11 protein-coding genes are annotated in these 13719 nt (G+C 69.3%); 3 read left to right on the top strand and 8 right to left on the bottom strand.

All coding sequences use genetic code 11. The annotated features are described in order from the left end of the window. Positions 1-4: 4 nt before the first annotated feature. Positions 5-442, top strand: coding sequence for an RDD family protein (locus tag QFZ61_RS13870; protein ID WP_307036977.1), 438 nt, complete (start codon positions 5-7; stop codon positions 440-442). Between the two features lie 545 nt (positions 443-987). Here the strand turns inward: QFZ61_RS13870 and QFZ61_RS13865 are convergent. From QFZ61_RS13865 to lipB, 4 genes are all read right to left on the bottom strand, one after another. Continuing rightward, complete coding sequence (locus QFZ61_RS13865; protein WP_307036974.1) at positions 988-1434, bottom strand: DUF3817 domain-containing protein; 447 nt, start codon at positions 1432-1434, stop codon at positions 988-990. A 159-nt stretch (positions 1435-1593) separates the two neighbouring features. Next, complete coding sequence (locus QFZ61_RS13860) at positions 1594-2370, bottom strand: DUF4191 domain-containing protein (protein ID WP_307036972.1); 777 nt, start codon at positions 2368-2370, stop codon at positions 1594-1596. A gap of 90 nt (positions 2371-2460) precedes the next feature. Then, positions 2461-3468, bottom strand: a complete 1008-nt coding sequence (gene lipA / locus QFZ61_RS13855; RefSeq protein WP_307036970.1) for a lipoyl synthase — start codon at positions 3466-3468, stop codon at positions 2461-2463. After that, on the bottom strand, positions 3465-4133 hold the full coding sequence (lipB, locus tag QFZ61_RS13850) for a lipoyl(octanoyl) transferase LipB (protein ID WP_307036968.1): 669 nt from the start codon (positions 4131-4133) through the stop codon (positions 3465-3467). The genes lipA and lipB overlap by 4 nt, the downstream gene beginning before the upstream one ends. A 107-nt stretch (positions 4134-4240) precedes the next feature. Here lipB and QFZ61_RS13845 point away from each other — a divergent pair, with 107 nt between their 5' ends. Further along, complete coding sequence (locus QFZ61_RS13845; protein WP_307036966.1) at positions 4241-6037, top strand: serine/threonine-protein kinase; 1797 nt, start codon at positions 4241-4243, stop codon at positions 6035-6037. A 17-nt stretch (positions 6038-6054) separates the two neighbouring features. On the opposite strand, the gene QFZ61_RS13840 is transcribed toward QFZ61_RS13845, so the two are convergent. Continuing rightward, complete coding sequence (locus QFZ61_RS13840; RefSeq protein WP_307036964.1) at positions 6055-6948, bottom strand: TIGR01777 family oxidoreductase; 894 nt, start codon at positions 6946-6948, stop codon at positions 6055-6057. A 74-nt stretch (positions 6949-7022) separates the two neighbouring features. Here QFZ61_RS13840 and QFZ61_RS13835 point away from each other — a divergent pair, with 74 nt between their 5' ends. Next, positions 7023-10625, top strand: a complete 3603-nt coding sequence (locus QFZ61_RS13835; protein ID WP_307036962.1) for a S41 family peptidase — start codon at positions 7023-7025, stop codon at positions 10623-10625. Positions 10626-10732: 107 nt separating this feature from the next. Here QFZ61_RS13835 and QFZ61_RS13830 read toward each other — a convergent pair whose 3' ends face one another. From QFZ61_RS13830 to sucB, 3 genes are all read right to left on the bottom strand, one after another. Beyond that, a complete protein-coding gene (locus QFZ61_RS13830; RefSeq protein ID WP_307036960.1) occupies positions 10733-11161 on the bottom strand; it encodes an OsmC family protein in 429 nt (142 codons plus the stop codon). 128 nt (positions 11162-11289) lie between these two features. Beyond that, positions 11290-11643 carry a hypothetical protein gene (locus tag QFZ61_RS13825; RefSeq protein WP_307036959.1) on the bottom strand — a complete coding sequence of 118 codons (354 nt, stop codon included), beginning with the start codon at positions 11641-11643 and terminating at the stop codon, positions 11290-11292. Positions 11644-11794: 151 nt separating this feature from the next. Then, positions 11795-13594: a 2-oxoglutarate dehydrogenase, E2 component, dihydrolipoamide succinyltransferase gene (gene sucB / locus QFZ61_RS13820; protein ID WP_307036957.1), complete on the bottom strand. Its 1800-nt coding sequence runs from the start codon at positions 13592-13594 to the stop codon at positions 11795-11797. Positions 13595-13719 lie beyond the last annotated feature (125 nt).

Here is a 13719-nt window from a genome sequence, read left to right as displayed (position 1 = left end):
GAGGGTGGTTGATCGCAAAGACATAGGCTCCTGGCTCAGCGGACCGGACACCTCCGGCATCTCCAAGTACCCGGGGGAGCGGCTGGGCCTCCCGGAGTCAGGCCCCGGTTCGATCGCCCGAGCAGGCCGGCGGATACTGGCCCTGTGCATCGACTGGGGGATTGCGCTGCTGATCAGCAACTTCGCCTTCGGCGGGGACCCGTGGGCCAACTTGGCGGTGTTCGCCGTTGAGCAGGCACTGCTGGTGGGAACGCTCGGCTACAGCATCGGCCACCGGATCGTCGGCATCCACGTCATCCGGCTCGGCGGCGGGCCGGCCGGCCCGCTCCCGGGCCTGGTCCGCAGCGTCCTGCTCTGCCTGGTGATCCCGGCGGTCATCTTCGACCCGGACCACCGCGGCCTGCACGACAAGGCTATGAACACGGTGCTTGTCCGGATGTAGGCCCGCTATGCTTTGGCTGCTTCGCCGGCCCTGCGTCCGGGGATGAGGTTGACCGGGCGCTGGCTTCGGCTGTAGCCGAATTCCCCGGACGCTTCCTGCCGTGGATGACAGTCCCCGGTTGGTCCAGGCGGCCGCTAGGCAGTCCTCCCGTGCCGGGGTGGGAGCCTCCGCCGGTTTGCCAGAGATGGCCGCTATCTGACCCCGCATGGCGGCCGTTTGTGCGTAATCGGCGGCAGTATTGACGGTGATGGCGCCGCGACTTCGGTAAATCAGAGCAGACTCAGGGCAGGGACTCGCTACGTCGGAACTGTTGATGCGGAACCTTCGTCGGTTTGCCAGAGATGGCCGCTATGCCGTGCTGCCGCTGGCGGAACTAGTGCCGGTTTTCCACCAAAGGCCGCAATCCGACCCGAATAGCGGCCGTTTGTGCCGGATCGGCGAGCTGAGGCAGCCACTCCGGCCGCAGCCAGCCAGGCCCCAGCTCCGGTCCGGCCACAGCCCGCCGCCACAGCCCCACCGCGCAGATTCGGGCAACCCCAGGGGAACTAGAATCTGGCCGTCTCGCCGGCCCGGTACGGGGCGGCTGCGCCATCCTGCCCCGACTGGTAGTCGTCCGGGCCGGCCCGGTCCGGGGCGGCTGCGCCGTCCTGCCCCGCCTGGTCCTGCCGCGACTGGTACTGCTCCGCGAGGTAACCGCGCCGGCCTGCCCAGCGTTCAAACCAGACAGTGGCGAACGGCAGGACCGCGGAGAGGCCGGCAAGAACTGCCACCCGGAACGGCCAGCGCTGCAGCCGCCAGAGGGCCAGCGCCGCGAGGCCGTAGCCGATGAAGAAAGCCCCGTGCACCGGCCCGGCGATTTCCACGCCCAGTTCGGTGGTCCGCAGCACCCACTTCAGGAACATGCCGACGAGCAGCGCGGCCCAGCTGAATCCTTCCGCGACGGCCAGGGCGCGGAAGGTCCGGATGACGGTGCTTTTCGGGGGCAGTTTCATGGGGCAATCTCCAGCTCCGGTTGTGGCCGCGCGGCGGCGTCGTGGCTAACGTGTCCGCACCGGCAGGCGGTACTCGTGCCGGATAGACGAGGGGTAACGCAAAACGCCCCGGTGGTCGGCTGGTGCCGGCGACCGGGGCGCTGCGGAAAGGGTGCCGGGTTAGCGGCCGCGGGCGGCCTTGCGGTCCGGGCGCGCCTTGTAGGGGTCGACGCCTTTGGGGATCGGCAGCCGGTTGCCCAGCGAGGAGATGCGCTTGGACACAGTGCTGACCTCGGTCTTGGTCAGTTCGTTCTTCATCTTCCCCATCTTCTTGGCGACCTGGCTGATCGGCACCTGGCCTTCGCCACGGCCGCTCTCGATCACGTGGATGGTGACGTTCGGCAGGATGCGAGCGAGACGCTTGCGTTCCCCATCGAGCAGGGGCTTGACCCGGTGGCTGGGGCCTTCACTGACGAGCACGACGCCGGGCCGGCCGATGGCGCGGAAGACCGCGTCCTGGGTACGCGGGTTCACGGCGACGGGCTGGTCTTCGGTGATCCAGCCGCGGCGGAGGGTCCCCAGCGCGGCACCCGAGGCGCCCGGCTGGTTCTCAATCTGGGCGAACGCGGCCCGCTCGGCCCGGCGGGACAGAATCAGGGTGGCGGCCAGGACGCCCAGCGGAATACCGATGATCAGGCCGGTGATCCAGTTATCCAGCAGGAAGCCGACCAGGAAGCTGATCGCAACGACGCCGAGGAACGCGAGCAGCATGAGCCACGGCACCATCGGGTCGTGGCGGCGCGTCATCTGGAAGACGTCGCGGATCTGCTTCAGCCGGCTGGGCTTCTTGGCCTTGGCTTCCTTGGGCTTGCGGGAGAAAAGGCCGCGCTTTGGCTCAACGGCCGAAGCGCCATGGGCTGAAGAACTGGACGTGCGGGGGTCAGGGGAATTCGCCATAGTGCCTTAATTCTACGTGATGCACAGCTCAGGGCCGGACGCCGGATGTCTCCGGCGCCGGCCCTGGGCGGCAGTGAGGTGGGGGACCGTCTAGGAGTGCGCCGCGAGAAGCGAGCTGGCTTCCTGCCGGGTGCTTCCGGAGCTTTCGATGTGCGCCAGCTCGGCCGGGATTTCCCAGCCTTTCTTGCGCATCGCGGTAGCCCACAGCCGGCCTGCGCGGTAGGAAGAACGGACTAGCGGTCCGGACATGACGCCGAGGAAACCGATCTCGTCCGCTTCCTGCTGCAGGTCAACGAATTCCTGTGGCTTGACCCAGCGGTCCACCGGGAGGTGCCGCTCGGAGGGCCGCAGGTACTGGGTGATGGTGATGAGGTCACAGCCGGCCTCGTGCAGGTCGCGCAGCGCCTCGGAGATCTCCTGCCGGGTTTCGCCCATGCCGAGGATCAGGTTGGACTTGGTGACCATGCCCAGGTTGCGGCCCTGCGTGATGACGTCCAGGGACCGCTCGTAGCGGAACGCCGGGCGGATCCGCTTGAAGATCCGTGGCACTGTCTCGACGTTGTGGGCGAATACCTCGGGTTTGGAGTCGCAGATCGCGGCGATGTGCTCGGGTTTGCCGGAGAAGTCCGGGATCAGGAGCTCGACGCCGGTGCCCGGGTTCAGTTCGTGGATCTTGCGGACCGTTTCGGCGTAAAGCCAGACACCCTCATCGGCGAGGTCGTCGCGGGCCACACCGGTGACGGTCGCGTAACGCAGCTGCATGGACTGCACCGAGCGGGCCACTTTGGTGGGTTCGAACAAGTCCACGGGGGAGGGCTTTCCGGTGTCGATCTGGCAGAAGTCGCAGCGCCGGGTGCACTCGGAGCCGCCGATCAGGAAGGTCGCTTCCTTGTCTTCCCAGCATTCGAAGATGTTGGGGCAGCCGGCCTCTTCACACACGGTGTGGAGGCCCTCTTTTTTCACGAGGTTTTTGAGTTGGACGAATTCCGGGCCCATCTGGACCTTGGCCTTAATCCACTCGGGCTTCCGTTCCACCGGGACGGCCGCGTTGCGCTGCTCGATCCGCAGCATCTTCCGGCCTTCTGGTGCCAGTGTCACAGTGGGGCTCCTTCATGGGTTGCAACTAGGGCTTCTTCATTGTTGCGCAGTTCTTCGATGATCCGCGACACGAGGTCCGCCGGGGTAACGTCCCGGCCGGTCTCCTGCGCGATCGTGGTGACCCCGGCGTCGGTGATGCCGCAGGCGATGATCTGGCCGTAAGGAGCCAGATCATTGTTGCAGTTGATAGCGAAACCATGCATGGTGACGCCTTCGTGGACCCGGATGCCGATGGCGGCGATCTTGCGGGCCGGGCCCTTCTCATCCTGGTCAATCCAGACGCCGGCGCGGCCCTGGATCCGTACGGCCTCGATGCCGTAGTCGGCCAGCACGGCGATCATGACCGCTTCGAGGCGCTCGACGTAGTCGCGGATGCCCGCCGGGTTCTTCAGCTTGATGATCGGGTAACCCACGAGCTGTCCCGGCCCGTGCCAGGTCAGCTTCCCGCCGCGGTCCACCGGCACCACCGGTGTCCCGTCGAAGGGGCGTTCATGGTCCTCGGTGCGTTTGCCGGCGGTATACACCGCGGCGTGTTCGAGCAGCAGGACAGTGCTGGGGGCGGTCCCGGCGACAACCTTCTCGTGCAGGTCGCGCTGGATGTCCCAGCCGCGGGTGTAGTCGACGAAGTCGGGAGCGAGACCCAGCTGGGAGAACTCAAGAGTCATGCCCAACAGCTTAGTCCTCGGCCGTCCCGCCCACCGATTCTGTGGTGAAACTCTCATGGCTGTGGATAACCTCTGCAGCGTTTCTCCGGATCGGCTATTCCTAACCCATGGACGATTTCGAGCTGCCTGCCCTAACGGAACCAGCCCCGCCGGACCCAGCACCACCGGACCCAGCCACGCCACCGCAGGTTGACGGGTACGACGTCGGGCGGCTGCTGGGACGCGGCAGCAGCGCCGCCGTCTGGCTCGCCACCGACCGCAGGACGCTGCGGCAGGTGGCGCTGAAGTACTTCACTGTCGATGAACCGGACGTTGTTCCGCCGTCGTCGTGGGGTGGAGAGGAAGCCGTGCGGCGAGAGGTTCGGATCCTCTCCGCCCTCGACCACGAGCACCTGGTCAAGGCGCACGCCGTGGTGCGGGCGCGCCAGGCAACCAGCGACGGGGAAGCCAGGGACGGGCTGGCGCTGGTGCTCGATTACGCCGCCGGGGGATCGCTGGCTGGGCTCGTCGCGGTGCGGGGGCGACTCAGCCCGGGGGAGGTCGTTACCGTGCTGACGCCCATTGCGCAGGTCCTGGCTTATTTGCACGGGCAGGGCTTCACGCATGGCGACGTGGCACCGGGCAACGTGGTGTTCACTGCGCAGGGCAAGCCGTTGCTGACCGACCTGGGGGTGGGCCGGATGCTGGCGGACCCGCAGGATCCGTTGTGCGCCGGGACGGAGGGGTTCCGTGACCCCGCCCCGGTGGATGCAGTGCGGGCAGGGCTGCAACCCGAAGCCGATGTTTACTCCGCAGCGGCGCTGGGATGGTTCTGCCTCACCGGCACGGCTCCGGAACCTGGACCTGAACGGCCGCCCCTGCCGCTGCTGGTGCCGGGGGTCCCGCCGGCGCTGGCCGAAGTTCTGGAGGCCGGACTGCGCACGGAGCGGCGGCAGCGGCCCTCAGCTGCGGAGCTGGCCGCCGCGGTGTTCCGCAGCGCACCGGCGGCCCCGCTGGACCTGTCGGTCTCGGTGCATCCGACTGTGCTGCCTGAACTGTTAACCCGCCGCTCGCTGCCCGTGACCGGCCGGGATCGCCGGTTGGCCCGCCTGCAGGACTGGCGGCGGCGACTGGCGTTCTCCGAGGCGCGGCTTCGCTCGCGCTTGTGGCTTCGCTCCGGATCGGCGGTTCCGGTCCGTCGAGCCGGGCCCGAATTTGCGGGTGGAGGGGTGGCCGGGGCGCGGCATGCGGCCCGGCGCCGCGCTTCCGGCCAAGGCCGCGCTTCCGGCCGGGGCCGTCACCGGACAGGCTGGCGCAGGGCGGCCGGAGTGCTGGTACTGGCCGTGCTCGCCACCGCGGCACTCCTCGAGGCGCCGCTGGTGTTCGGCCCCACCGGCGGACCGGCCGCCCGGCCCACAGCCGGTCCGGGCGGCGCGGAGACCTCGAACCCCGCGACCTCGACGCCGGGGTCCGTGGCACCAACCTCCGGTGCGGCGTCGGCCCTCCCGGCTGACCTGGAGTCCCTGCTGGCCTCGCCCCGGCCGGAAGACGCGGCCCGCGGGCTCGCCGCCCTCCGCTCCTATGCCCTCGGCACGGGAAAACTCGGCCTGTTAGCGGAGGTCACGGTCCCGGCCTCGCCGGCGGCGGCTGCCGACGCCGGGATTGCCGCGCGGCTGGCATCCACCGGCCACGTGCTGGAAGGTTTCGAAACCCGGGTGTCGGTGGGGGCGCCGCAGCCCGGGAGCACCCCCGACCGGGCTGTGCTTCCGGTCAGCGTGGTTTCCCCCTCATACCGGGAACGCGACGGGGTGGGAACCGTGGTCGCTGAGGCCGACGCCGTTGAGGAGCAGCGGCTCCGCCTGGTACTGGTGCCGGTGGACGGCAAATGGCGGCTTCAGGAGATCCTTCCAGGGACCGGCGGGTGACCGCCGCGGACAGCCGCCTAGCGGCCGGAAGCCAGCCAGCCTGCGGCGGCGGCCAGCGAGGGATGCTGCCACTGGAAACCAGCTCCCGCCAGCGCCGCAGGCTCCATCCGCTGGCTCGCCAGCAGCAATTCATTGGCCAGCTGGCCCATCACCAGGCGCAGGACCGGCGCGGGGACGGGCAGCAGGGCGGGCCGGTGGAGGGCTGCCGCCAGCCCGGTGATCAACGTTTTGACGTCCGCGCTTTCCGGGGCGCAAAGGTTGACCGGCCCGGCCAGAGGTGCGGTGAGCAGGAACTCGAAGGCGCCGGCCACGTCCGGCAGGGTGACCCACGGCCAGTACTGCCGCCCGTTGCCCAGCGGCCCGCCGACCCCCAGACGCAGCAGCGGGAGTAGCCTGCCCAGCGCGCCGCCGCTGCGGCTCAGGACCACGCCGGTGCGCGGCGTGACCACCCGGACGCCCGCCGGTGCCTGCTGCGCGGCAGCCTCCCAGTCCGTGCAGATCCGGGCCAGGATGCCGTCACCGGCGGGGGCGTCCTCCCGCAGGACCTGCTGTCCGGCGTCGCCGTAGTACCCCGAGGCGGACTGGCTCAGGAAGACCGGCGGCGGGCTGTCCATCCGGCCCATCGCCGCCACGAGGGTCGTGGTCGGGCCCAGCCGCGAAGTGCTCAGTTCCTTGATCCGGTCCTGTGTCCACGGCCGGTCGCCGATGCCGGCGCCGGAAAGGTTGATGACCGCGCCGGCGCCCCGGAGGGCGGCGTCGTCGATCCGGCCGGCGGCGGGATCCCACTGGAACTCTGCCGGCGAAGCGGGGGGCCGCCGGACCAGGCTGACGACGTCGTGGCCGCTGCCGCGCAGCGTGCTGGTAATGGCCGTTCCGATCAGCCCGGAGGCACCGGCTACAAGGATTCGCATGGTCCATCTCACCATGACCGGCACGGCGGGGGAACCTCCCCGGGGGCCGGTGTGCTTTTGACTATGATCGAACGATGACCTCTTCGAGTTACCTCCGTTTCCCCCATCTGCACGGCGATCTGGTCACCTTTGTGGCCGAGGACGACGTCTGGATCGCCCCTCTTGACGGCGGCCGCGCCTGGCGGGTCTCCTCGCTGCAGCTGCCCGCCCGCAACCCGCGCTTCAGCCCGGACGGACGGCGCCTGGTCTGGACGGTCGTGCAGGGAACGGCGCCGGAGGTCGTCACGGCGGACGTCGACGGCGGCGGGTACCGCCAGCTCAGCTACTTCGGCCACAGCTCCACCAAGGTCAAGGGGTTCACCCCTGACGGCGACATCGTGGTCACCAGCGCCTTCCGGCAGGCGGACAGCCGCCTGACGCACGCCTATACCCTCCCTGTCGACGGCGGCTGGGCCCAGGAGCTGCCGTTCGGCCCGGTGGAGTCCGTCGCCTACGGCACCGTCGTTGGCGACGAACGCCCCCTGGTGCTGGCCAGCGTACTGTCCCGCGAACCCGCCTGGTGGAAGCGTTACCGTGGCGGCACCGCCGGCAAACTGTGGATCGACGCGGACGGAAACGGCGAGTTCGAGCGGCTCGTGCCGGAACTCGACGGGAACCTCACCGACCCGATGTGGGTCCAGGGCCGGATCGCCTTCCTCTCGGACCACGAGGGCTACGGCAACCTCTACTCGGTGCTGCCCAACGGCAGTGACCTCCGCCGCCACACCGACCACGAGGACTTCTACGTCCGGCACGCGGCCACCGACGGCAACCGGGTGGTCTTCGAATCCGCCGGCGAACTCTGGCTGCTCACCGGCCTCGATGCCGACGCCGTCAGGCTCGACATCACCCTGGGTTCGGCATCGCAGGCGCGGCGCTCGTCGGCACTGAAGCCGTCACGGCATCTGGGCGATGTCATTCCTGACCGCACCGGTGATTCCAGCGCGGTGGAAGCCCACGGCACCCTGCACTGGCTGCGGCATAAGGACGGCCCCTCCCGCATTCTCGAAGCAACCCCGGGCGTCCGCGCCCGCCTGCCGCGTCCCTTCGGCGCGGGCCGGATCGCCTACATCGCAGACCATGGGGGAGCCGAAGCGCTCTACCTCAAGCCCATCGCGGCACCGGTCCAGGGCGGTTCCGCACCCGTGGGCGCAGGCTCAGCGGGCAAGGCAGCCCCGGAGCCTGCAGCCGGCCAGGATGCCGGCAAAGCGGCGCCGGAGGACGCTGCGACGCAACTGCCGCGCCCGGTTTCAGCCGCCGCGCTGACCCGGCCCGAGGGCGCCGCCGCCGCCGCGACCGCCCCCGTCCCTGCTCCGGCCTCAACCTCGTCCGCAGTCCTCGCCGGAGACGCCGCGCCGAACACGGCCGGTACCGAAGCAGCAGCGCGGGCCACTGCCGGCCAGGGGAGCGCAGCCGCCGGGTCGCCCACCAGGATCGACTTCCCGAAGCCCAGCCGGGCCAGCGCCATGGAGGCGAGCCCGGACGGAAACTGGATCGCCGTCGGCACCTCCTTCGGCGACATCTATCTTGCAGACACCCGCACCGGCGAGCTCACCCTGCTGGACAGCATCGGCGAAGGCAGCATCGAGGGCTTCAGCTGGTCACCGGACTCAGCCTGGCTGGGCTGGGCCGAACCGGTAACCTCCTTCGGTTCCCGCACCCGGCTCCGGCTCGCGAAAATCCCGCAGGCCACCGGCGCACCCGCGATCATCGACGTCACGGACGGCCGCTTCAGGGATGAATCACCCACGTTCACCCCGGACGGGAAGTTCCTCGCCTTCCTGTCCAACCGCAGCTTCGACCCGGTCTACGACGGCCACTCCTTCGACCTGTCCTTCCCCAGCCCGATCAAGCCCTACCTCGTTGCCCTCGCCGCGGACACTCCGTCCCCGTTCGGGCCGGACATCGCACTCTCTTCCAGCGCCGACGCCGACGCCGACGCCGCCGCCGACGCCGGTAGCACGGGCGAAGACAGCAGCAAGGACGCAGGCGCCGTTCCCGCAGTGAAGGTCGACGCCGAGGGGCTGGCGCACCGGGTTATCAGCGTCCCGGTCCCGCAGGGCAATTACTCGCACCTTTCCGCCACGGCGGGGGCCCTGCTCTGGCTCGACCACGAACTCGCCGGCGTGACCGGTGACGGCCGGGCCAGCCTGGAGGACAAGAACGCCGCCCCCAGCCTGGTCCGCTTCGACCTCGCCAAGCGGCGGAGCACCACGATCGTCGAGGCGCTGGACAGCTACCGGCTGACCGGCGACGGGGAGAAGGTCGTCCTTGTCCAGGATAAGCAGATCCGCGTCTCGCCGGCCGCGTCCAAGGCCGATGAGGATTCCGGGCAGTTGGTGAAGGTGGACCTGAACCGGATCCGGGTCCGGCTGGACCCGGTCAGCGTCTGGGGCCAGGCCTTCGACGAGGCCTGGCGCCTGCAGCGCGACTTCTTCTGGACCGAGGACATGGCCGGACAGGACTGGGACTCCGTCCACGCCCGCTACCGGCCGATCGTGGACCGGCTCGGCTCCCACGACGACCTGGTGGACCTGCTCTGGGAACTCCACGGCGAACTCGGGACCTCGCACGCCTACGTCCGGCCCGTCATGGTGACCGAGAACGGCAGCAACAGCCAGGGCCGCCTCGGCGCCGACCTTGCCTACACTCCGGAGGGGTGGGAAATCACCCGCATCCTCGCCGGTGAATCGTCCGATCCGCTGGCCACTTCGCCGCTGACCCGGCCCGGTGCGCACGCCAAAACCGGGGATGTGCTGCTGGCGATTGACGGCGTCGAACTCTCCGAAGCGCTGACCCCCGCCATGCAGCTGGCAGGCGCCGCGGGCCGCGCCGTCGAACTGACCCTGCGGAACGGTCCCGGGCACGGCGCCCGGGCAGGGGAGCAGCGCCGCGTCGCCGTCGTGCCGGTCAAGGATGAGGAGCGGCTGCGTTACCAGGAATGGGTCGCGTCCAACCGCCGCACCGTGCGGGACGCCTCGCAGGGGACCTTCGGGTACCTCCATATCCCGGACATGATGGCCAACGGCTGGGCGCAGCTGCACCGGGATCTGGACACCGAAACCTCCCTGGACGGCCTGATTGTGGACGTCCGCCGGAACCGCGGCGGGCACACTTCCCAGCTGGTGGCCGAGCTGATCGGCCGCAAGGTGACCGGCTGGAGCATGCCGCGCGGCGAACGCCCGCGCACTTACCCTCACCACGCCCCGCGCGGTCCTGTCATCATCCTGACCGATGAGTTTGCCGGTTCCGACGGCGACATCATCACCCAGGTGTCCAAGCTGCGGGGGATCGGGCCGGTTATCGGAACCCGGACCTGGGGCGGCGTGGTAGGTATCGACAACCGCTTCGCCCTGGCCGACGGCACGGGCGTCACCCAGCCGCGCTATGCCACCTGGTTCGGCGGCGGGGTGGGCTGGGGAGTGGAGAACCGCGGCGTTGAGCCGGACATCGAGGTCACTTTCCCGCCGCACGCCTATGCGGCGCAGGTGGACCCTCAGCTGGAATACGGCATCGGTGCGCTCAAGGAGATGATCCAGGAACTCCCCACCGACCGGCCGCCGCTGCGCGAGGGGTACCGCACGGTGCGCCCGGCGCCGCTGCCGCCCCGGCAACAGCCCAGCCAGCAGCCCGGCTAGGCCCGCTGAACGCAGCAGCCCGGCTAGGCCCCGCGAAGCCTGAACACGGCGAAGGCCCCCGCCCCGGAAAACTCCGGGACGGGGGCCTTCACTGTTGGCGCCGGAGCCTAGGCGGCCAGCGTGGCGTCCAGGCTGATCTTGATGCCGGTCAGGGCCGCGGAGACGGGGCAGCCGGTCTTGGCTTCCTCGGCGAGGCGCTGGAACTCCTCCTCGGAAATGCCGGGCACCCGCGCGCTCAGGGTGAGGTGGCTGCCGGTGATTCCGGTACCGGGCTCGAAGGTCACGTCCGCTTTGGTGTTGACTTCCTCCGGCGTGTGGCCGGCCTGCGCCAGGGCGTGGCTGAAGGCCATGGAGAAGCAGGCGGAGTGGGCGGCGGCGATCAGCTCTTCCGGGCTGGTCTTACCCTCGGCTGACTCGGCCCGGGCCTTCCAGGTGACATCGAAGTTGCCCAGTCCCGAACTGTCCAGGCTGGTGTTGCCCGTCCCGGACATCAGGTCGCCGTTCCATACAGTGTGTGCGGTGCGTGTCGTTGCCATCTTCACTCCTTAACGTCGTTGATCAGCGATCCGGCCAGATGAGCGGATACTGCCGTTTCCCATCCTAGGGTGAACGACGACGGCGACGCACCCGGGTGCGTCGCCGTCGTCGCGGGTGGTGCTGAGGATTACTGCCAGAGCGTGGCGATGGCCACGTTGAGCAGCGCCAGGCCGCCGACGCCGTGGGCGAGGCCCGTGCTTACCGGCTGGCCCTGCTTGACGCGGCGGGCTCCGATGACGGCCAGGACTGCGACCACGACGGCCACGACAAGCTTGATTCCCAGCTTGGCGTAGTTGGGATCCGAGTCAGGCAGGAAGGGAAGGACGCCCATCATGGCAATGCCGGTGAGGAGCTGCAGGAAGGCGCCGTCGCGCTGGCGCGGGTGCACGGTAGGGGTCCGCATGGTGGCGATCCAGTAGCCCACGATCATGGCGGCTCCCACCACGTGCAGGAAGACCAGGATGTTGAAGAGAATAGTCATGGTCCTAGCTTAGCCAGTCAGTTCTACAGCCCGTAGCAAAGCCACGCGGTGAACGTCTTCTGCGGGGGTGCTTCAGTTAAACCGCGACGGCGGTGCCGGCCGCGGGAGGTTTGCTCCCGTGCCGGCACCGCCGTCGTCGGTGCTGCGAAGGCTAGAGGCCGAGGTCGGCTTCGAACGCTCCTTCTTCAAGGCGTGCCTTGAGCGTCTGCAGGAAGCGTCCCGCATCGGCGCCGTCCACCAGACGGTGGTCGTACGTCAGGGAGAGGTACATCATCGAGCGGATCGCGATCGAGTCGTCACCGTTCTCATCCGACACCACCACGGCGCGCTTGACGATGGCGCCGGTGCCGAGGATGGCGACCTGCGGCTGGTTGATGATCGGGGTGTCGAACAATGCACCCACGGAACCGATGTTGGTGATGCTGAAGGTTCCGCCGGAGAGCTCGTCCGGGCCGATCTTGCCGCTGCGGGTGCGGTCGGCGACGTCGGCGATCTTGCCGGCCAGGCCGGCCAGGTTCAGGTTGCCAGCATCGGCGATAACCGGAACCAGCAGACCCTTGTCGGTGTCCACCGCAATCGCCAGGTGCTCGGCGTTGTGGTAGGTGATCTCCTGCTTGTCCTCGTCGTAGGAGGCGTTGACCTTGGGGTGCTGCTTCAGCGCCTCGGCGACAGCCTTGGCGATGAAGGGCAGGAAGGTCAGCTTGGAGCCGTTCTGCGCCTGGAAGGAGTTCTTGGCCCGCGCGCGCAGCTTGGCGACCTTGGTCATGTCGACTTCGTGCACCTGGGTCAGCTGGGTGGAGATATCCAGTGACTCACGCATGCGGCGGGCAATGACCTGGCGGATGCGCGGGGCCTTCTGCGTGGTGCCGCGCAGCGAGGACGCTGCAGCGGATGCCGCCGGTGCCGCGGAGGACGACGCCGGTGCGGACGCGGCCGGGGCGGCGGCTGCGGGGGCAGCCTTTGCCTCGGCAGCGGCGAGCACGTCCTGCTTGCGGATGCGGCCGCCGACGCCGGTGCCGGTCAGCGAGGAGATGTCCACGCCCTGCTGGTTGGCGAGCTTGCGGACCAGGGGAGTGACGTAGCCGGACTCGGCCGACGCGGCGGCCTCCTGCTTCGGGGCGGCGGCAGACGCCGGAGCCGCAGCAGGTGCCTCCTGCTTCGGGGCTTCCTGCTTCGGGGCTTCCTGCTTCGGGGCCTCCTGCTTCGGGGCCTCGGCAGCGGGAGCTTCGGCAGCCGGAGCGGCAGGTGCTTCCTGCTTGGGGGCTTCCTGCTTGGGGGCTTCGGGAGCCGGGGCGGCGGCCGGTGCCGCAGCGCCGGAGCCGATCACGGCGAGGACGGACCCGACCTCGGCGGTCTCGTCCTCGGCGACGCGGATTTCCTGCAGCGTGCCGGCCACCGGGGACGGAATCTCGGTGTCGACCTTGTCGGTGGAAACTTCCAGCAGCGGCTCGTCAACCTCGACGCTGTCGCCGACGCTCTTGAGCCACCGGGTGACGGTTCCTTCGGTGACGCTCTCGCCCAGGGCGGGGAGGGTGACTTCGTGGCCTTCGCCGGCCGGGGCGGCTTCGGCGGCAGGAGCCGGAGCGGCTTCCTCGGCGGCCGGTGCGGGCGTTTCAGCAGCGGGGGCCGGCGCTTCGGAAGCGGACGGGGACTCGGCGGGAGCTTCCTGGGCGGGCGCCTCTTCGGCGGCCGGGGCGGCTGCCCCGGAACCCGAACCGTCGCCGATGCGCACCAGCGGGGCTCCGACTTCAGCGGTCTCGTCTTCGGCGACGAGGATTTCCTCGATCACACCGGCGATCGGAGAGGGGATTTCGGTGTCTACTTTGTCGGTGGAAACTTCGAGCAGGGGCTCGTCCACCTCCACCCGGTCACCTACCTGCTTGAGCCAGCGGGTGACGGTTCCTTCGGTGACACTCTCACCGAGGGCGGGCAAGTTAACGGATTCAGACATGTCGTCCCCGTTCTCCTTATTGATCTTTAGTGCGGATGGTTGCTGCCTGGTTCGAGCTTAGTGCACCCGGCTTTTACGGCCGGATGCACTAAGCCCAGAGGTCTTGCGGTGCTGCGGAGGGAACG

This window comes from Arthrobacter sp. B3I4 (genome assembly GCF_030816855.1).
Classification (GTDB): Bacteria; Actinomycetota; Actinomycetes; order Actinomycetales; family Micrococcaceae; genus Arthrobacter.
This window is presented reverse-complemented; position numbering and strand designations above follow the sequence as displayed.

Excerpts from the sequence above, each read along its gene's own strand:
- lipB (WP_307036968.1), bottom strand. The coding sequence starts at position 4,133 with ATGACTCTTGAGTTCTCCCAGCTGGGTCTCGCTCCCGACTTCGTCGAC.
- QFZ61_RS13840 (WP_307036964.1), bottom strand. The coding sequence starts at position 6,948 with ATGCGAATCCTTGTAGCCGGTGCCTCCGGGCTGATCGGAACGGCCATT.
- QFZ61_RS13845 (WP_307036966.1), top strand. The coding sequence starts at position 4,241 with ATGGACGATTTCGAGCTGCCTGCCCTAACGGAACCAGCCCCGCCGGAC.
- QFZ61_RS13860 (WP_307036972.1), bottom strand. The coding sequence starts at position 2,370 with ATGGCGAATTCCCCTGACCCCCGCACGTCCAGTTCTTCAGCCCATGGC.
- QFZ61_RS13865 (WP_307036974.1), bottom strand. The coding sequence starts at position 1,434 with ATGAAACTGCCCCCGAAAAGCACCGTCATCCGGACCTTCCGCGCCCTG.
- QFZ61_RS13835 (WP_307036962.1), top strand. The coding sequence starts at position 7,023 with ATGACCTCTTCGAGTTACCTCCGTTTCCCCCATCTGCACGGCGATCTG.
- sucB (WP_307036957.1), bottom strand. The coding sequence starts at position 13,594 with ATGTCTGAATCCGTTAACTTGCCCGCCCTCGGTGAGAGTGTCACCGAA.
- QFZ61_RS13830 (WP_307036960.1), bottom strand. The coding sequence starts at position 11,161 with ATGGCAACGACACGCACCGCACACACTGTATGGAACGGCGACCTGATG.
- QFZ61_RS13825 (WP_307036959.1), bottom strand. The coding sequence starts at position 11,643 with ATGACTATTCTCTTCAACATCCTGGTCTTCCTGCACGTGGTGGGAGCC.